Source organism: Pseudomonas trutticola BRTCR10, from assembly GCF_056155105.1.
The window spans coordinates 2673168-2691608 of the sequence record NZ_CM149552.1 but is presented as its reverse complement, the minus strand read 5'-3'; the positions used below and the strand labels follow the sequence as shown (position 1 = coordinate 2691608).

Below are 18441 nucleotides of genomic sequence, written 5' to 3'. Positions count from 1 at the left end.
TAAAACCAAGGGCCGCTGCGCAGCCCATCGGGGATAAATCCCCTCGCCACAGGACTGTGCAAATTCAGATAAGAGTGAAGACTGAACATACCGGACAGCCCCGCCACGCGCGGCATACTTTTTTTAAGGTCTATAGCAACAAACTTACTAATTTATCTCTCCCGAACCTTTGCACATGATCGCTTCAACAAGAAATGCGCCGTCCGTGTCGGCGCTTACCGAAGTACGTCCACGTACTCATCCTTGCCTTGGAGTTCGTCATGTCCACCTCTGCAACAACGTCCGCCCCGCTCATTGAAAAACACACGATAGGATACGTGCCCCCCGAAGATCGCCACGGAAAGGTCAGGGATCTGTTCACGCTCTGGTTCGGCGGCAACATCGCGCCGTTGCCCATCGTCACCGGTGCATTGGGCGTGCAGTTGTTTCACTTGAATCTGGTGTGGGGCATCGTCGCCATTCTGGTCGGCCACTTGGTTGGCGGAGTGCTGATGGCGCTGCACTCGGCGCAAGGCCCGCAGATGGGCATTCCGCAGATGATCCAGAGCCGCGCCCAGTTCGGTTCCCTCGGTGCTCTGCTGGTGGTGCTGATTGCCGGCGTCATGTACATCGGCTTCTTCGCTTCCAACATCGTGCTCGCAGGCAAGTCGCTGCATGGCGTGGTCGACAGCGTTCCGGTGCCGGTCGGCATCGTCATCGGCGCCTTCGGTTCGGGGATCATCGGCATCATCGGCTACCGCTTCATCCACGTGCTCAACCGCATCGGCACCTGGGTGCTGGGGATCGGCATCGTCGTCGGTTTCGGCTACATCTTCACGCACATCCAGACCGATGATTTCCTCACCCGGGGCAGCTTCAACCTCTCCGGCTGGCTGGCCACCGTGTCGCTGGCGGCGTTGTGGCAGATCGCGTTTGCGCCTTACGTTTCCGACTACTCGCGTTATCTGCCGGCCGATGTGAAGGTGTCGTCGACGTTCTGGACCACCTATCTGGGCTCGGCGCTGGGGTCGAGCCTAGCGTTCATCTTCGGCGCCGTTGCCGTGCTGGCGACACCGGTGGGCATGGACACCATGGAAGCGGTCAAACTCGCCACCGGCTCCATCGGCCCGCTGATGCTGGTGCTGTTCCTGCTCAGCGTGATCAGCCACAACGCCCTCAACCTGTATGGCGCAGTGCTGTCGCTGATCACCCTGGTGCAGACCTTCGCCTATCGCTGGATTCCGACCGCCAAGAGCCGTGCGGTGATCTCGATCATCGTGTTGCTGGGCTGCTGCTTTGCCGCTGTGGGCGCCTCAAAGGACTTCATCGGTCACTTCGTCGACATGGTGCTGGTGCTGCTGGTGGTATTGGTGCCGTGGACGGCAATCAACCTGATCGACTTCTACGCGATCCACAAGGGCAAGTACGACATCCAGTCGATCTTCCAGGTCGACGGCGGCATCTACGGGCGTTACAACCCGCAGGCCTTGCTGGCCTACGCGATCGGCATCGCCGTGCAGATCCCGTTCATGAACACGCCGCTGTACGTCGGCCCGGTGTCGGCGCACATCAACGGCGCAGACCTGTCGTGGCTGGTGGGGTTGTTGGTGACGTCGCCGCTGTATTTCTGGCTGGCCAATCGTGACAGCGCTTACCGTCGGCGGATGACCGGTGGCAACCTGGCGAGCAGTCTCTGAAATCGCTTCGATGCCCCAGGAAGGCCCGCCATGTGCGGGCCTTTTGCATTGTCCTGTGGTATTTGTTTGCGACCGACGACTACCGGACAGGGAACTCCAATGCTGCGAATCCTGGGTAAAGCTTCATCGATCAACGTGCGCAAAGTGCTGTGGACCTGCGCCGAATTGCAGATTCCGTTCGAGCATGAGGACTGGGGTTCCGGGTTCAAACCGACCGATACACCGGAGTTTCTCGCATTGAATCCGTGCGCCATGGTGCCGGTGGTTCAGGACGGTGATTTCACTTTGTGGGAATCCAATTCGATCATCCGTTATCTGGTGGCGCGCTATGACGGCACGCACCTTTACCCGACTGACGCGCAAGGCCGAGCGCGGGTCGATCAGTGGATCGACTGGCAGGCGTCGGAGCTGAATCGCTCGTGGTCATATGCGTTTTTGTCGCTGGTGCGCAAGTCGCCGGGCCATCAGGATCGCGCGGCATTGGCCAACGGTATCGAGCAGTGGTCCAACACCATGAAAATCCTCGACCGACAGCTGGAGAAAACCGGCGCCTACATCAGCGGCGAACAGTTTTCGCTCGCTGATATTCCTATCGGGCTGTCGGTCAATCGCTGGTTTGAGACGCCACTGGATCACCCTGATTTTCCAGCGGTGAGCGCCTACTACGAACGCCTGACTCAACGGCCCGGCTATCGACTGCACGGGCGCAACGGCACGCCATGACGCACACTATTTCGCTTTGAACGCCTCACGCCGCGCCTGCCGTTCGGCGGCGTAGGCTTCTCTCGGTTGGCTGATCAAATCCTCACGGCGCAACGGCTCGCCACAGTGATCGCACAGCGGGCCCAGACCGGCGCTGTGATTGCAGAGCTTGTGGGTCATGTTCACCGCCAGCCCCTCCTCCGGTGCCTTGCACCAGGTTTCGCCCCACTTACGCAAAGCAATGACCACCGGGTAGAACGCCTCGCCTTTCGCGGTGAGGTGGTACTCGTAGCGTTTCGGCCGCTCGTTGTACAAGCGACGCTCGATCAGCCCGTCCGCCTCCAGGCATTTCAGACGAGCGGCGACCATTTGCGGCGTGCCGCCGGTCTGCGCCTGGATCTCGTCATAGCGATGATTGCCCATGAACAACTCGCGCAAGACCAGCACCGTCCAGCGGTCACCGACGATCGCCTCGGCCCGGGCAATCGGGCACAGCGTCTGCGCGGCAGGACTATCGTTTACTGACATCAGGGCTTGCCTCTTTTACAGTTACTATGATTATCATATCTACATGATGCCGGGACAAGCCCTGCGCACCGATCAATCCCATCGCCGGAGCAAACAGTCATGTCGAACTCTCTCTATCCGCTGGACAGAACCGCTTACCTGCTAGTCGATCCGTACAACGATTTCCTCTCGGACGGCGGCAAGATCTTCCCGCTGATCAAACCGATGGCCGAGGACAACGGCCTGCTCGACAACCTGCGCAAACTCGACCGCGCCGTACGTGCGCTGGAAATTCCGGTGGTCATCGTACCCCATCACCGCTGGGAAAAAGGCGACTACGAAAACTGGCAGCACCCGACGCCCACGCAATGCAAGATCATGCACATGCACCATTTTGCCCGTGGCGAATGGGGCGGCGAGTGGCACCCGGATTTCGCGCCGAAGGACGGCGACATCGTGGTGCAGGAACACTGGGGCTCCAGTGGTTTTGCCAATACCGATCTGGATTTTCGCCTGAAGCAGAAAGGCATCACCCACGTGATCATCGTCGGCCTGCTGGCCAACACCTGTATCGAGGCCACTGCGCGTTACGCCTCAGAACTGGGTTACCACGTGACCCTGGTGCGCGACGCGACCGCCGCGTTCAAGCCAGAGATGATGCACGCCGCCCACGAACTCAATGGCCCGACCTTTGCCCATGTCATCGCCAGCACCGACGAACTGATCGCCAACCTCAACCCGCAAGGGGAATCAAAATGAGTCTGAGCGGCCACCTGCTGATCGGCGCGGCTGATGTGCCCGCCAGCGAAGGCACGATGAAAGCGTTGAATCCGGCAACAAACCAATTGATCGAGCCCGAGTTTGCCTTCGGTGGACCCGCGCAGGTCGATCAGGCCGCGACGCTTGCCGATGCAGCATTCGACAGCTACAGCCACACCTCACTGGCCGAACGCGCGGCATTTCTAGAAACCATTGCCGACAACCTCGACGCCGTTCGTCCTGAGCTGGCGGCGCGTACGGCACTGGAAACCGGTCTGCCGCACTCTCAGTTCGAAGGCGAAGCCGCAAGGGCCGCCACCCAGTTCCGCCAGTTCGCCGACGTGGTGCGCAAGGGTCGCTTCCTGCAATTGGCGATCGACCCTGCGCAACCCGAACGTCAGCCGCGCCCGCGCATGGATCATCGCCTGCAAAAAATCGCCCTCGGCCCGGTGGCGATTTTTGGTGCGAGCAATTTCCCCATCTCTTATTCGGTGGCGGGTGGCGATACCGCGTCGGCACTGGCCGCCGGCGCGACAGTGATTCTCAAGGCACACAACGCGCACCCCGGCGCATCGGAAATCCAGGCACGCGCCATTCGCAATGCCGTGCAGGCCCATGGTCTGCACGAAGGTGTGTTCTCGATGGTGCGCGGCGACGGCAATGCCATTGGCGAGGCGCTGGTGGATCACCCGTTGATCAAAGCGGTGACATTCACCGGCTCCGAGCAGGGTGGCATGGCCCTCTATCGTCGCGCGCAACTGCGCCCTGATCCGATACCGGTGTTCACCGAGATGACCAGCGTCAACCCGACGTTCATCCTTCCCGAAGCCCTGGCCGTTCGCGGCGCAGAGATCGGTGACGGCTTTATCGAACGGATGCTGGTCAACGTCGGCCAGGCCTGTTTGTGCCCGTCGATTCTGATCGCCATCAAAGGCGCCGGGTTTGAAACGCTGCGCAGCGCCCTGCGCAAACGGGTCAGCGAGGCACCGGCGCGCACGATGCTGACACCGGGCATTCATGGTGCCTACGTGAAAGGACTGATGGCGATGGAAAGTGCCGGGGCTGACCTGATCGCCGTGGGCACGCCAGCCGATGCAACGTTGGACGGTCGCGCGGCATTGCTGGAAGTCGACGGGCAACGTTTGCTCAACGAACCAGCGCTGGCCCACGAAGTGTTCGGCCCGTCGGCGCTGCTGGTTTCAGTCGATGATGAAGCGCAACTGCTGGCGGTCGCCCGCTCGTTCAAAGGACAGCTCAGCGCGGCGATGCATCTTGAAGATCGCGATCTGGGACTGGCCCGGCGCCTGCTGCCGATTCTGGAACGCCGCACCGGGCGCATCGTGGTTAACGCCTTCGCTCATCCGCAGGAAGTGACCTATGCCACTGTCCATGGCGGGCCGTTCCCGGCCACCTCCGACAGCCGGTTTACTTCGGTCGGCATGACTTCGATCGAGCGTTTTTTGCGGCCGGTGGCCTACCAGGGGTTTCCCGATGCGTTGCTGCCCGAGGTGTTGCGCGAAGACAATCCACTGAATCTACCGCGCAATGTCGATGGGGCACACAGCGCTGTTTGATATGTCCGGTCCTGAATAAGGTTTACAGCCGTTTCAGGACTGGCCAAGAACGCTACGGCCATGACACAACGTGTCCGTTACTCTTCAGCCCGCACGACACCGCGCTCCTCAAGCAAGCGCACAAACATGCTCAGACTGCGCGACACCGTGCCCCGCCGCCACACCAGCCAAGTGGTCAGATAGCGAAAATCCGCCGCCAACGGCCAGACACTCACCGTCGCGCTGCCGGGCATGCTCTGCAGCATCTTGCGCGGCATCAGGGCCAGACCGGCACCCGCACTGACGCAGGCGAGCATGCCGTGATAGGACTCCATTTCGAAGATCTTGCCGGGCACGGCGGCGTCGGTGCTGAACCATTTTTCGAAGTGATGGCGGTACGAGCAGTTGGAGCGAAAGGCGTAAATGTTTTCGCCGTTGACATCCGCCGCGCGCCGCACCGGCGGATGATTGAGCGGCGCGATCACGACCATTTCTTCTTCGAATGCCGGCACGCCTTCCAGCGTCGGGTGCAGCACCGGACCGTCGACAAATGCCGCCGCCAGACGCCCGGAAAGCACGCCGTCGATCATCGTTCCGGACGGCCCGGTGGACAGATCGAGATCGACTTTCGGATGCAGTTGGTTGTACGCCGCCAGCAGTTCGGGAATGCGCACCGCCGCCGTGCTTTCCAGCGAACCGAGGGGAAAGGCGCCCTGCGGTTCTTCGCCCGCGACGGTGGCCCGGGCTTCCTGAACCAGATCGAGGATGCGCCGCGCGTATTCGAGAAAACTCCATCCGGCCGGTGACAGGCGCAAACGGCTTTTCTCGCGAATAAACAGATCGACACCCAGATCCTGCTCCAGCTGCTTGATCCGCGTGGTCAGGTTCGACGGCACGCGATGGATCTGCGCCGCCGCCGCGCTGATGCTGCCGTGCTCGGCCACGGCCTTGAAGATTTCCAGCTGCACCAGATCCACAGTCATTCTCCAAACGTGAAAGAAACGATCTTTATTATTCAGTTTCCAGAAGACAAACGCCACCCTACTCTAGGCCCATCCACTGAACACGCAGGACGACGCCATGAGCCAGATTTCCAGCCAGACCCACGCCATCTCGATCAACCCCGCCACCGGCGAGCAAATCGGCGCCTACGCCTTTGAATCCGCCGAAGCCCTCGACGCCGCCCTGACCCGCGCCGCGTTCGGCTTTGGCAAATGGAAACGCAAGCCGCTGCAAGACCGCTCCCGCGCACTGACTGCGCTGGCCGGCGCCCTGCGTGAAACCGCCGAAGAAATGGCCACCATGATCACCCTGGAAATGGGCAAACCCATCGCCCAGGCCCGTGGCGAAATCGAAAAATGCGCCAAGCTCTGCGAATGGTACGCCGAACACGGCCCGGCGATGCTCGACGCCGAGCCGACGCAAGTCGAAGGTGGCAAGGCGCGTATCGAATACCGTCCACTCGGCCCGATCCTCGCGGTGATGCCGTGGAACTTCCCGATCTGGCAAGTGCTGCGCGGTGCGGTGCCCGCGCTGATCGCTGGCAACACCTACGTGCTCAAGCATGCGCCGAACGTGATGGGCAGCGCTTATCTGCTGCGCGATGCGTTTACTCGCGCCGGGTTTTCCGCCGGTGTATTTGAGGTGATCAATGTGACGCCTGAAGGCGTTTCGAAAGCCATCGCCGACCCGCGCATCGCCGCTGTGACCCTGACCGGCAGCGTGCGTGCCGGCATGGCCATCGGCGCGCAGGCCGGCGCTGCACTGAAGAAATGCGTACTGGAACTGGGCGGTTCCGATCCATTCATCGTGTTGAATGACGCTGACCTCGACGAAGCCGTTCAGGCCGCCGTGATCGGTCGCTACCAGAATTCCGGCCAGGTCTGCGCGGCAGCCAAGCGTCTGATCATCGAAGAAGGCGTGGTCGAGGAATTTACCCGCAAATTCGTCGAAGCGACGCGCAAGCTGAAGGTCGGCGATCCACTGTCCGCCGAGACTTACATCGGGCCGATGGCGCGCTTCGATCTGCGTGACGAACTCGATCAGCAAGTGCGCGACACCCTCGAAGAAGGCGCAACGCTGTTGCTGGGTGGCGGCAAGGCTGAAGGCGCTGGCAACTACTACGAACCGACTGTGCTGGCCGACGTTACCGATCGCATGACTTCGTTCAAACAGGAACTGTTCGGCCCGGTCGCTTCGATCATCACCGCCCGGGATTGTGCGCATGCCGTCACTTTGGCCAACGACAGTGATTTCGGCCTGACCGCGACGATCTACACCGCCAATGTGCAACTGGCCCAGCAACTGACCAGCGAACTGGAAACCGGCGGCGTGTTCATCAACGGCTACTCCGCCAGCGACCCACGCGTGACCTTTGGTGGCGTGAAGAAAAGCGGCTTCGGCCGTGAGTTGTCGCACTTCGGCGTGCGCGAGTTCTGCAACGCGCAAACGGTGTGGCTGGATCGCAAGTAAAAGCGAGACCGAAACCTGTGGAAGCTGCGTGGCCCTTGGATTTCAGTACACCCGTAAACCCGGTGGGAGCTGGCTTGCCAGCGATGACGGTGGGCCAGGCGAAATCGATGTTGCCCGGGCCGGCGCCTTCGCGGGCAAGCCCGCTCCCACAGGAATATGCGGTGGCTCTGGATTTTGAGTACACCCGTGAAACTTGTGGGAGCTGGCTTGCCAGCGATGGCGGTGGGTCAGGCGAAATCGATGTTGCCCGGGCCGACGCCTTCGCGGGCAAGCCCGCTCCCACAGGGATTTGCCGTGGCCCTGAATTTCAGTACACCCACTCCCACAGGGATGGTGTTATGCCGCTGCCTTTTGCGTCGCCGTGACGTTGCGATCCCTGCTCAACAACCCCAACACCACCACCGCCGACAGCAAGGTGATGACCGTCAGGATGTGCAGCAGATACTGGAACGCCGAGGCGTAACCTTGCACCAGTCGCTCGTTGGCCAGCCCCGGCACGCTGTTGATCGCATGGGCCATGTCGCCGGTGGTGACACGATGCGCCGTTTCGGCAATCAGTGCCGAATCGGCACCGCCCGCCAGCGTATTCGACAGATCGGTGTGCAGCAGTGAAGCCAGGATCGCCGCCACAACCGCCAAGGCAATCCCCTCTCCCGCCACCCGCACGGTATTGAAGATCCCCGCCGCCATGCCGGCGCGCTCTTTCGGCACCACGCTGACCGATAAACCATCCATCAGGCCCCACGGCAACCCGGCGCCAATTCCGATCAACACCATCGGCACGATAAGCGCGAATTTCGGCTCGCCAACGTTGTACAGGCTCAGCCAGTGCAGGCCTAAGGCAGCCATCAGAAAGCCGACACCGGACAAGATGCCTGCCGAGACAAACCGCGTCATCGACGCGGCAAGCATCGGTACCACCAGCATCGGCGCCGACAACGCCAGCAACAGCAGACCGGCATCGATTTCACTCAAGCCTTCCACGCCGATAAAGCGCAATGGCAGCATGACCACCAGCACGATGTAGCAAAAACAGGTGCCGATCGGCAGCATCTGCACGCCAATGAAGCGCGGGAAGCGGAACAGGGTCAGATCGAGCATCGGCCGCTTGACGCGCATTTCAACCATCACGAAGGCCACCAGCAAGCATGCCGAAGCACCTAGCAACCCGATCACCCACAGGCTGCCCCAACCACTGTCCGGCGCCTGGATCAGGCCAAAAGTGAACAGCGCCAACATTGAACTGAACAGAACGGTGCCCGGCCAATCCAGACCTTTGGCGTCCGGATCGCGGCTTTCATGCATGCGTGGCAGGCCGAAGACCATGGCGATCACGCCAACCAGCGCGGTGAAGACAAAAATCGCCCGCCAACTGAACGCCTCGATCAGCGCTCCGGCCAGTAAAGGCCCAAACGCCAGGCCAATGCCGAATGTGGTGCCGAGCAGACTGTACGCCCGCGTGCGGGCATGGCCGTCGAACTCCTGGGCCAGCGATGCCGAACCACTGGCCAGTGCCGCCGCACCGGCCACGCCCTGAACGGCACGCAGCACATCCAGCCAGAACACCGATGGCGCAAGACTCTGCGCAATCGATGCCGCGGTAAACAGCAACATGCCGAACGTGAAAAGCCGCTTGCGCCCGTAAGCATCGGCCAGTGCCCCCGCCGCCATCAGCAAACTGCCGAACGACAACATGAACGCATTGGTGATCCAGGTCAGCGCCGCGGGGCTGCCGCCCAGATCACGGCCAATGGCCGGTGTCGCCACCGCGCCGCCAGTAAAACTCAAAGGAAGTACCAGTGCTGAAAGGCACACGGCTGCGAGGATCAGCAGCTTGTCGCGTGCTCCGCGCTGTTCAATTACAGAAGTCATGAGGCAATCCCTTGTCAAAAGAAAATCATTGCGTGAATACACTGCACAGCGCTTTCGCTGTGGGAGCAACTTTGCCGCGAAGACCATTCGACCGTCACACTATTTGTCGACTGACACGCCCTCTTCGCGAGCAAGCCCGCTCCCACAGGATCTGCGACTCAGCCGAGGTGCCGGCCCTGCTCGAAAGTTGATGCGACTTTAAGGCCGTGCTACTGATGTGATAATCCCAGCAAAATCGCATGGCTTTGTGAAAGGCATTCACAGATGAAATCCCCCTCAGCGGCAGATCTCTCGGTATTTTTATGCACGGCGCAGCAGCTGAACTTCAGCAAAGCCGCCATCGAACTCGGCCTGACGCCCTCCGCGCTGAGCCATTCGGTGAAGGCGCTGGAAAACAGGCTCGGCGTGCGTCTGTTCAATCGCACCACCCGCAGCGTGGCATTGACCGAGGCCGGCGAGCGCCTGTACGCGCGGCTCAAACCGGCGTTTCGCGACATCGACGATGCGCTGGAAGACCTCAACCACTTTCGCGACAAACCCTCAGGCAATCTGCGCATCACCTGCGGGCGCCAAGCCTGTGAACTGGTGCTGTTGCCAATTGCCAGTGAATTTTTACAGGCGTATGCGGACATTCGCCTGGAAGTCGTCGAAAGCGACGCTCTGCTGGACATCGTCGCAAACGGCTTTGATGCCGGCGTGCGCTTTGGCAATCGCCTGGAGGCAGACATGGTGTCGCTGCCGATCGGGCCGTCGATGCGCTCGGTGGTGGTCGGTTCGCCGGCATTTTTCCAACGCCACGCCGCGCCACAGAAACCCGAGGACCTGCATGACCTGCCGTGCATCCGCCATCGTTTCCCCAGCGGCGCGATGTATCGCTGGGAATTCGAACGGGACGGCATCGCCGAGGAAATCGAAGTCAACGGCCCCTTGACCCTCGGCGACGTCAGCCTGATGGTCGGCCCGGCGCTGCAAGGGTTGGGGCTGGCGTATGTGTTCGAAGAGATGGTCAGCGACCATCTGCGCGCCGGGCGTCTGGTGCAAGTGCTGGCAGACTGGTGCCCCAGCTACCCCGGCCTGAACCTGTATTACCCGAGCCGCCGCCACGTCCCGGCTCCGCTCAAGGCGTTCATCGACTTCGCCCGCCACTTCCCGCCGCGCCTCTGACGGATCAGCGTCTATAGTGATCAGGTCCCTGCGTCGAGCGTTGTCCATGGTCAACACCGAACACCTGATCATCTGTGAGCACTGCGATTGCGTGTACGAAAAAGCCGTGCTCGCCAAGCATCAGAAGACCCTGTGCCTGCGCTGTGGCGGGGTGCTCCAGCGCTTCAATGGTCTGACCGTCGAGCAACGTCTGGCCCTGACGTTCACGGCGGCGATATTGTGGCTGTTCGCCAATTTCTATCCGGTGATGAGCATCAGCATGAAAGGCCTGAAAAACAGCGCAACGCTGTGGGATTCGGTTCTGGCGCTGAGTCAGGGGCCGATCACGTTCATGGCCATGGTCGCGGCCATTTCGATCATCATCGCCCCGGCGTTTCAATTGGTGTTGCTGGCCTGGGTGCTCGGTTATGCCCTCTCCTCGCGACGCGCACCCGGCTTCAAGTTGTGCATGCGCTGGCTGGAAACCTTGCGCCCGTGGAGCATGCTCGAAGTGTGCCTGCTGGGGGCGATGGTGGCGGTGTTCAAACTCGCCGGGCTGCTCGATGTCTTGCCCGGCATCGGCCTGTTCGCGCTGGCCGTGCTGAGCCTGATGATGATCCGCATTGCCGGCCGCGATATCCGTGAGCTCTGGGACATCCTATGAAACGGCCACCGACTGCCAGTGAACTCAATCTGTGCCTGTGCCACAGCTGCGGGCTGGCCTGTGACATGAGTGATGAGCCACACGAGTGCCCGCGCTGCGATGCGCCGTTGCACCGGCGCAAGACCAATTCCCTGGCTCGCACCTGGGCCTATCTGTTCGCTGCGCTGGCGTTTTATGTGCCGGCCAATCTGCTGCCGGTGATGAATACGGTGATGCTCGGCAACGGCGCCGACAGCACGATCATGAGCGGCGTGCTGGAGTTCTGGGAAGGAGGTGCGTGGGACATCGCGCTGATCATTTTCATCGCCAGCATCGCGGTGCCGGGGATCAAATTTGTCGCGCTGTCGCTGCTGCTGATCACCGTGCAGCGCGACAGTGCCTGGGCGCGCCGGGAGCGCTCGAAGCTGTTCCGTTTCGTCGAGCTGATCGGCTATTGGTCGATGCTCGACGTGCTGGTGGTCGCGCTGGTCGCGGCGCTGGTGAAGTTCCAGGCGCTGGGCGACATCGAGCCGCGCCCGGGCATCCTGTTTTTTGGCATGGTGGTGGTATTTACCATGCTCTCGGCGATGAGCTTCGACCCACGCCTGATCTGGGACAACGCCGCGGACGACGAGCCGCTCAGCGACGAACGCCCTCCAGCAGCACCTGCAACGGATGGCGCAACGCCCGATCCGACTGGCGCTTGACCTGGCTGCGGCACGAATAACCGGTGGCCAGTGCCTCGCCCTGCTCCGCCGGCGCATCGACCTGACACGCCCACGACTGCTTATAAATCACCGCCGAGGTTTCTTGGTTGCGCGCCTCGTGGCCGTAGGTCCCGGACATGCCGCAGCAACCGGTGGCCTGGGTCGCCAGTTTCAAGCCTGCGCGCTCGAACACTTGTTCCCACTGCCGAGTGGCGGCCGGTGCGTTGGTTTTCTCCGTGCAATGCGCCAGCAAGCGGAAGGTCTCAGCGCTGCGGTGAGTCGTCTGCTGCGGCATCACTTTGAGCAGCCATTCCTGCACCAAAGAGACTTCCGGGCATTGCTCCATGCCCGGCACTTTCAGGTATTCCTGGCGATAGACCAGTGTCATCGCCGGGTCCAGCCCCACCAGCGGCACGCCGATATCGGCCAACTCACGCAGTTGCCGTGCATTGCGCAACGCCGCACGATTGAACGCCGACAGAAAACCCTGCACATGCAGCGGCTTGCCGTTGGCGCTGAACGGTGCCAGATACACCTGATAACCGAGGCGCGAGATCAGCTCGAGCAGATCCGCCAGCAGCGGTGCTTCGAAGTAACGGGTAAACGCGTCCTGCACCAGCACAACACTGCGCTCACGCTGCGCCGGGGTCAGCGCAGACAAGGTCGCCAGCGTCGCCGGCTGCACTTGCCAGCGACGCAGTGCCGCATGGAAATCGAAGCGGCTGAGCAATGGCACATCGACCATGCCGCCAAGACGCTCCAGCTGCTTGCGGACAAAGGACGCGCCCATCAAACCGTTGTACAGCGCCGGAATCCGCGCCATGTACGGGATGCTGTACTCCAGCGAGGCGATCAGGTAATCCCGCACCGGACGCAGATACCGCGTGTGATACAGCTCAAGAAACCGCGAACGAAACTCCGGCACATTGACCTTCACCGGGCACTGCCCCGCGCAGGATTTGCACGCCAGGCACCCGGCCATGGCGTCATAAACCTCATGGGAAAAATCCTCAGTCTGCGTACGACTGTTGCGCCAGCGCTGCCACAACGTGGTGAAAAACCCCGGCCGGCGGATCGCATCGGACAACACATCGACGCCTGCCTCGCCCTGCAAGCGCAGCCATTCGCGGATCAACGAGGCGCGGCCCTTGGGCGATTGCGCGCGTTCGCGGGTGGCTTTCCACGACGGGCACATCGCGTCGTCAGGATCGAAGTTATAGCAGGCGCCGTTGCCGTTGCAGTGCATGGCGGCGCCGTAGTCCTGCCAGACTTTCTCGTCGATCTGCCGGTCCAGTTCGCCACGCAGGGTCACTTCGTCGATTTTCAACAACGCCGCGCCCGTGTTGGCCGGGGTGGCGATCTTGCCGGGGTTGAACTGGTTGAACGGGTCAAACGCCGCTTTCAACGCTTGCAGCGCCGGATACAGTTCGCCAAAAAATGCCGGGGCATATTCCGAGCGCAGACCTTTGCCGTGCTCACCCCACAGCAGGCCCCCGTAACGTTGAGTCAATGCAGCAACGCCATCGGACACCGGGCGCACCAGCGCCGCTTGCTGCGGATCTTTCATGTCGAGAATCGGCCGCACATGCAACACGCCGGCATCGACATGACCGAACATGCCGTATTGCAGACCGTGGCTGTCGAGCAGGTCGCGCAGCTCGGCGATGTATTCGGCCAGATGTTGCGGTGGCACGGCGGTGTCTTCGACAAATGGCTGTGGCCGTGCTTCCCCGGCGACGTTGCCGAGCAGGCCGACTGCGCGTTTACGCATGCCGTAGACCTTGTTCACCGCCGCATGACCGACCGCCAGCGTGTGCCCCAAACGTTCAACGGTGAGGTCGCTGCTCAGGTGCTCGACAAACGCCTCGACCCGCCGTTGCAGTTCTTCGGGATCATCACCACAGAACTCGACGAGGTTGATGCCCAACGTCGCTCGCTCGGCATTCTCCGGGAAATACTCGGCAACGCCGTGCCAGACGATGTCCTGCATCGCCAACAACAACACCTTCGAGTCCACGGTTTCGATCGACAATGGCTTGAGCGCCATCAAGGCACGGGCATCGCGCAGCGCATCCATGAAGCCGGCGTAACGGATGTTGACCAGCATCGTGTGCCTGGGAATCGGCAGCACGTTCAACTTCGCCTCGACCACAAAACCGAGCGAGCCTTCAGCGCCACACAGCACGCTGTTGAGGTTGAAACGGTTGTCCGCCTCGCGCAGGTGCGCCAGGTCGTAACCGGTCAGGCAACGGTTCAAATCCGGGAAACGCTGTTTGATCAGCTCACCCTGCTCATCAATGATCTGCCGCGCACAACGGTAGACTTCACCGACCCGATCCTCCCGGGCGCACAACGTTTGCAGTTCACTTTCTTGCAGCGGTTGACCGTGCAGACGTTCACCACCACGCAGAATCATGTCGAGTTCGAGGACGTGGTCGCGGGTCTTGCCGTAGGTGCAACTACCCTGGCCACTGGCGTCGGTGTTGATCATCCCGCCGACGGTGGCGCGGTTGGAGGTCGACAGCTCCGGCGCGAAGAACAATCCGGCGGATTTCAGCGCGGCATTGAGCTGATCCTTGACCACCCCGGCCTGCACGCGCACCCAGCGTTGTTCGACGTTGATTTCAAGAATGTGATTCATGTGCCGCGACAAGTCGACCACGATGCCGTCGGTCAACGACTGACCATTGGTGCCGGTGCCACCACCACGCGGGGTGATCACCACTTGTTGGAATGCCGGCTCGGCGATCAGTCGTGCGACCCGCGCCACATCGTCAGCGTCCATGGGAAATACAGCGGCTTGCGGCAGGCGCTGATAGATCGAATTATCGGTGGCCAGCACCACGCGGCTGGCGTAGTCGGCGCTGATCTCGCCGCGAAAACCACTGGTTTTCAGGGCTTTGAGGAACTGCTGGTAATCGGATGTCAGAGCGGTAGCGGGCGACAGCTGGGCAATCATCGGTCAGGGCATCTCGGGTCAAAATCAGGCCGTGTGGCGGTGAACAGTTGTACGCAACGAATGATTGCGTCAGGCTCCGCCATCTCATGTTGCCCATGTTCATTGTTGAGACTCGTTGGGACAACCGTAAATTCGACCCGTTATTAATGACTTTTCCGAATGAATCCGCGAACGCTCACCCCTTCCATGTCGTTACTGCTCGCCTTCGAGGCTGCCGCCCGCCATGAAAGCTACACCCGCGCCGCCCACGAACTGTCGTTGACGCAAAGCGCGGTCAGCCGTCAGGTACAGATTCTCGAGAAGATGCTCGGCATGCGCCTGTTCAATCGCGAGGGGCGCAAAGTCGTGCTGACAGATGTCGGGCGCATGTATCAGCGTGAACTGGCTGAAGCCCTTGGGCAAATCCGCAGTGCCACGCTGCAAGCAATGGCGTTCGGTTCCGGCATCCACAGTTTGCGCCTGGCGACATTACCGACCTTCGGTTCGAAGTGGCTGCTGCCGCGCCTCAAGGATTTCTACACCGCGCACCCGGGCATGACCGTGCACCTGCATTCGCGTATCGAAGCCATCGACTTCGACACCAGCGAAATCGACGCGGCGATTTGCGTTGGAGGGGGTGAATGGCCAGGGCTGACATCGCTGCCCTTGCACACCGAGGAACTGGTGGTGATCGCCAGTGCGCAATTGTCGGCCGCTGAGCGCAACGACGCCGAGCAGCACATCGCCGGGCAATTGCTGCTCAATGTCAGCAGCAATGCTCAGGCGTGGGCCGAATGGTTCAGCCATCACGGCTTGCCGCACCGCAGCATGCGCATCGGCCCGAGCTTTGAAATGACCTCACATTTGATTCAGGCCGTGCGGGCCAACATTGGCGTGGGCCTGGTGCCGCGAATTCTGGTCGAGGATGAGTTGCTCAACGGTGAGTTGCTGCAACTGGGCGAGCCGATCACCAGCCGGCGCAGCTATTACCTGGTGTATCCGCCACGCAATGAAGCGTTGCCGTCGTTGAAGGCGTTTCGGGATTGGTTGGTGGAGACGGTTTGACCGCGGTGTGCGGCAGCGGACCACTAATCCTGGATAACTGCCGCACCAATGAAGCGCCGCTCATAAAGCGGCGCGCCTGGCGTGTTAGCGCTTTGGTGCCGGAGGTGGTGCGCTGGGTCCCTTCAGGTTTGGTGAAGGCTTGCCGTCCGGGCCGACAAAAAGGCGCGCCACGCTGGGAGGCATTGGTTGCGTTGCTCTGGCAGTCATGTCGAACCCCCTGATAGCGGGCTGAATTCAACCCATTGGACCTTCGCGGAATCTATCACCAAATACTCAGCGCCAAAAGACGCCACGGTTCCATCACTTTTCAACCATCTGGGGTTCTGCAACACAAACTGACCTTTGGCGGACTCGGGAGGCCACTCTGCGGGCCAGCCGAAAAGGCGTCTATCATCGGTCAAATGCAGTGTGACCAGACGATGATGCTGCGCGAACGTGCTGAACCACTCACTGGGGTAGGAAGATTGTTTCGTCAGATTTCTGCCACGCAACCACCCGTGCAACTTGCCACTGGTGGCGAGGCGACAGAAAAACAGACCGAGCGAGATTGAAACAACCAGAGCCCACAGTGTTTCTGCCTTGGCACTCCACGGACCAACTGAGATGCCTTTGGTCCCTACCCACAAAGATATCCCTCCGATCCCCTACACAGCTCCTTGAATCACAAACGTAAAAATCAAAGCCTGCACAATCTGACCAAATGTATCCGGTCGCCTGAACGCTGTGAGCGAGTAAAAAATCCAGGTCGATAGAAACCCGGGAATCAAGTACTGCAACAGCGGAATTACCTCTTTCACCAGATCATCCATGATCCGCATCTCCTTCAGATATCGAAACAATCCTTCCCTCGCCTCTTTCAAGGGCTGGCGTGATAAAGCCTAGCCGACCCAAGAAAGCCGCCCTCGCACAACTGTCACTTCTCATTGCAGGCGCCGATCTGCGCAAAGCCAGATCAGCGCCGCCCCCTCTAACGCAGCGACAAACTTGAAAAGCATGCGTCGAGAAGCCTGGTAACAGCCTATTGCGCAGACAAAAAAATCCCGCTCAATGAGCGGGATTTTTCTGCGCAGCATGGATTACGCCACAGGAATCATCGGGTCCGCTGCCGCCAGCGCGCTGGCACGATCAGCCACAGGCGGATAGATCCATTGCGTGTTGATCTGGGTCTTCAACGCCTTGCCTTCCTGTTTAACCAGTTTCACCTGACGGTCCCAGCCTTCGGTGTACACCGCGCCCCAGGCACCGAGGTCCAGGCAGGTGACGTATTTCGGCTGGCTGTACGGCGTCGGGTCGACACCGAGAATCTGCGCCGCGACGTTGTTGCCGGCGTGACGACCCAACGAGATCGCATGCTGGCAAGTCATCAGCGCGTAATTGCCGATGTCGTCGGTGGCGGCGTAGGCGACGTCGCCGGTGGCAAAAATGTCGTCCTGACCGATGACTTTCAGGTGCGCATCGACGTGCAAGCGCCCTTGTTTATCACGCTCGGCCGGGATTTGCTCGGTGAGCGAGCTGGCGCGTACGCCCGTGGTCCAGATGACGGTTTTCGCCTCGATATGCTGACCGTCCGACAGCGTCACGCCGTCGGCATCAACCGACTGTATCGACACACCGAGACGCCATGCAACGCCCAGCTCCTCGCTGGCCTCGACGATGGACTTGCTGATTTCTTCACCCATCGAAGCACCGATCTTCTGCCCGCGATCAACGAGGATGACGTTAATGTCGGCCTGTTCGCCGAGGATTGCGCGCAGGCGCGTCGGCATTTCTGTCGCGGTTTCAATACCGGTAAAACCACCGCCCGCAACTACTACCGTGTTGCGCGCATTGCTGTCAGGGAGGTCTTTCAGGGCTTTGAGGTGTGCTTCGAGACGAATCGCCGCTTCGATCTGATCGACGTCGAATGCGTATTGCGCGACGCCCGGTGTCGCCGACTGCGCCAGACCACTGCCGCTGGCCAGAACGAGTTTGTCGTAGTGGAACGTCTGCTTCTGACCCGACTGATCGGTGTAACCGACGGTTTTTTCTGCCACATCGATGGCTTGCGCCGCACCCTTGATGAAGTGAACGCCGACTGCTTCGAACAGTTCATGCAACGGTGCAGCCAGTTGATGAGCGTTCGGCTCATAAAATCGCGGACGTACACGCAGCTCCGCCTGAGGCGCGAGAACGGTGATTTCAACGTCGTTGCGGCCATGAAGGTCGACCAGACGCGTAGCACTCAATGCCGACCACATGCCGCCAAAACCTGCGCCGATAACCAGAATCTGCTGCTTCATTGTGTTTCTCCAGAAAACGCCCAGCGACTGTAAGAGAGAAATCGAATTCGTTTTGAGTCAGTCACTGCCAACTCAATAGCGCCGACTTTATTAGTCGGATATATTTCTCACAAGTCAGATTATCC

14 protein-coding genes and 1 pseudogene are annotated in these 18441 nt (G+C 60.7%); 9 read left to right on the top strand and 6 right to left on the bottom strand.

Features of this window, described 5'->3' with window-relative positions; genetic code table 11:
* The first annotated feature begins 260 nt into the window (after window positions 1–260).
* Window positions 261–1676 carry a purine-cytosine permease family protein gene (locus tag ACVVH8_RS12135; RefSeq protein WP_475230355.1) on the top strand — a complete coding sequence of 472 codons (1416 nt, stop codon included), beginning with the start codon at window positions 261–263 and terminating at the stop codon, window positions 1674–1676.
* Window positions 1677–1775: 99 nt separating this feature from the next.
* A complete protein-coding gene (locus ACVVH8_RS12130) occupies window positions 1776–2399 on the top strand; it encodes a glutathione S-transferase family protein (protein WP_475230352.1) in 624 nt (207 codons plus the stop codon).
* Window positions 2400–2405: 6 nt separating this feature from the next.
* Here ACVVH8_RS12130 and ACVVH8_RS12125 read toward each other — a convergent pair whose 3' ends face one another.
* Window positions 2406–2906 carry a winged helix-turn-helix transcriptional regulator gene (locus ACVVH8_RS12125; protein WP_475230350.1) on the bottom strand — a complete coding sequence of 167 codons (501 nt, stop codon included), beginning with the start codon at window positions 2904–2906 and terminating at the stop codon, window positions 2406–2408.
* 99 nt (window positions 2907–3005) lie between these two features.
* On the opposite strand from ACVVH8_RS12125, the gene ACVVH8_RS12120 reads away from it, so the two are divergent.
* Window positions 3006–3644, top strand: coding sequence for a cysteine hydrolase family protein (locus ACVVH8_RS12120; protein ID WP_475230347.1), 639 nt, complete (start codon window positions 3006–3008; stop codon window positions 3642–3644).
* Window positions 3641–5218, top strand: a complete 1578-nt coding sequence (locus ACVVH8_RS12115) for an aldehyde dehydrogenase (NADP(+)) (protein ID WP_475230345.1) — start codon at window positions 3641–3643, stop codon at window positions 5216–5218. Before ACVVH8_RS12120 ends, ACVVH8_RS12115 begins: the two co-directional genes overlap by 4 nt.
* Before the next feature lie 77 nt (window positions 5219–5295).
* On the opposite strand, the gene ptrR is transcribed toward ACVVH8_RS12115, so the two are convergent.
* Complete coding sequence (gene ptrR / locus ACVVH8_RS12110) at window positions 5296–6174, bottom strand: putrescine utilization regulator PtrR (RefSeq protein WP_103303458.1); 879 nt, start codon at window positions 6172–6174, stop codon at window positions 5296–5298.
* A 103-nt stretch (window positions 6175–6277) separates the two neighbouring features.
* Between ptrR and ACVVH8_RS12105 the strand changes: the two genes are divergently transcribed.
* Window positions 6278–7669, top strand: coding sequence for an aldehyde dehydrogenase family protein (locus ACVVH8_RS12105; protein ID WP_475230342.1), 1392 nt, complete (start codon window positions 6278–6280; stop codon window positions 7667–7669).
* 336 nt (window positions 7670–8005) lie between these two features.
* Here the strand turns inward: ACVVH8_RS12105 and ACVVH8_RS12100 are convergent, their stop codons facing one another.
* Window positions 8006–9541, bottom strand: a complete 1536-nt coding sequence (locus ACVVH8_RS12100; RefSeq protein ID WP_475230339.1) for an MFS transporter — start codon at window positions 9539–9541, stop codon at window positions 8006–8008.
* Between the two features lie 264 nt (window positions 9542–9805).
* On the opposite strand from ACVVH8_RS12100, the gene ACVVH8_RS12095 reads away from it, so the two are divergent.
* The 3 genes from ACVVH8_RS12095 to ACVVH8_RS12085 are packed head-to-tail and all read left to right on the top strand — an operon-like array spanning window position 9806 to window position 12034.
* The gene (locus ACVVH8_RS12095) at window positions 9806–10705 is read left to right on the top strand and encodes a LysR family transcriptional regulator (protein WP_103303455.1); all 900 of its coding nucleotides are present in this window, start codon (window positions 9806–9808) and stop codon (window positions 10703–10705) included.
* 46 nt (window positions 10706–10751) lie between these two features.
* Window positions 10752–11348 carry a paraquat-inducible protein A gene (locus ACVVH8_RS12090; RefSeq protein ID WP_103303454.1) on the top strand — a complete coding sequence of 199 codons (597 nt, stop codon included), beginning with the start codon at window positions 10752–10754 and terminating at the stop codon, window positions 11346–11348.
* On the top strand, window positions 11345–12034 hold the full coding sequence (locus ACVVH8_RS12085; RefSeq protein ID WP_475230336.1) for a paraquat-inducible protein A: 690 nt from the start codon (window positions 11345–11347) through the stop codon (window positions 12032–12034). The genes ACVVH8_RS12090 and ACVVH8_RS12085 overlap by 4 nt, the downstream gene beginning before the upstream one ends.
* On the opposite strand, the gene ydiJ is transcribed toward ACVVH8_RS12085, so the two are convergent.
* The gene (ydiJ, locus tag ACVVH8_RS12080) at window positions 11967–14993 is read right to left on the bottom strand and encodes a D-2-hydroxyglutarate dehydrogenase YdiJ (RefSeq protein WP_475230333.1); all 3027 of its coding nucleotides are present in this window, start codon (window positions 14991–14993) and stop codon (window positions 11967–11969) included. The genes ACVVH8_RS12085 and ydiJ overlap by 68 nt on opposite strands.
* 159 nt (window positions 14994–15152) lie before the next feature.
* Here ydiJ and ACVVH8_RS12075 point away from each other — a divergent pair, with 159 nt between their 5' ends.
* Window positions 15153–16037 carry a LysR substrate-binding domain-containing protein gene (locus ACVVH8_RS12075; protein WP_213028363.1) on the top strand — a complete coding sequence of 295 codons (885 nt, stop codon included), beginning with the start codon at window positions 15153–15155 and terminating at the stop codon, window positions 16035–16037.
* A 203-nt stretch (window positions 16038–16240) separates the two neighbouring features.
* Here ACVVH8_RS12075 and ACVVH8_RS12070 read toward each other — a convergent pair.
* Both ACVVH8_RS12070 and ACVVH8_RS12065 read right to left on the bottom strand, forming a co-directional pair.
* A pseudogene (locus ACVVH8_RS12070) lies at window positions 16241–16846 on the bottom strand (DUF6338 family protein).
* Window positions 16847–17113: 267 nt separating this feature from the next.
* Complete coding sequence (locus ACVVH8_RS12065; RefSeq protein ID WP_475230330.1) at window positions 17114–18316, bottom strand: NAD(P)/FAD-dependent oxidoreductase; 1203 nt, start codon at window positions 18314–18316, stop codon at window positions 17114–17116.
* Window positions 18317–18441: the final 125 nt, after the last annotated feature.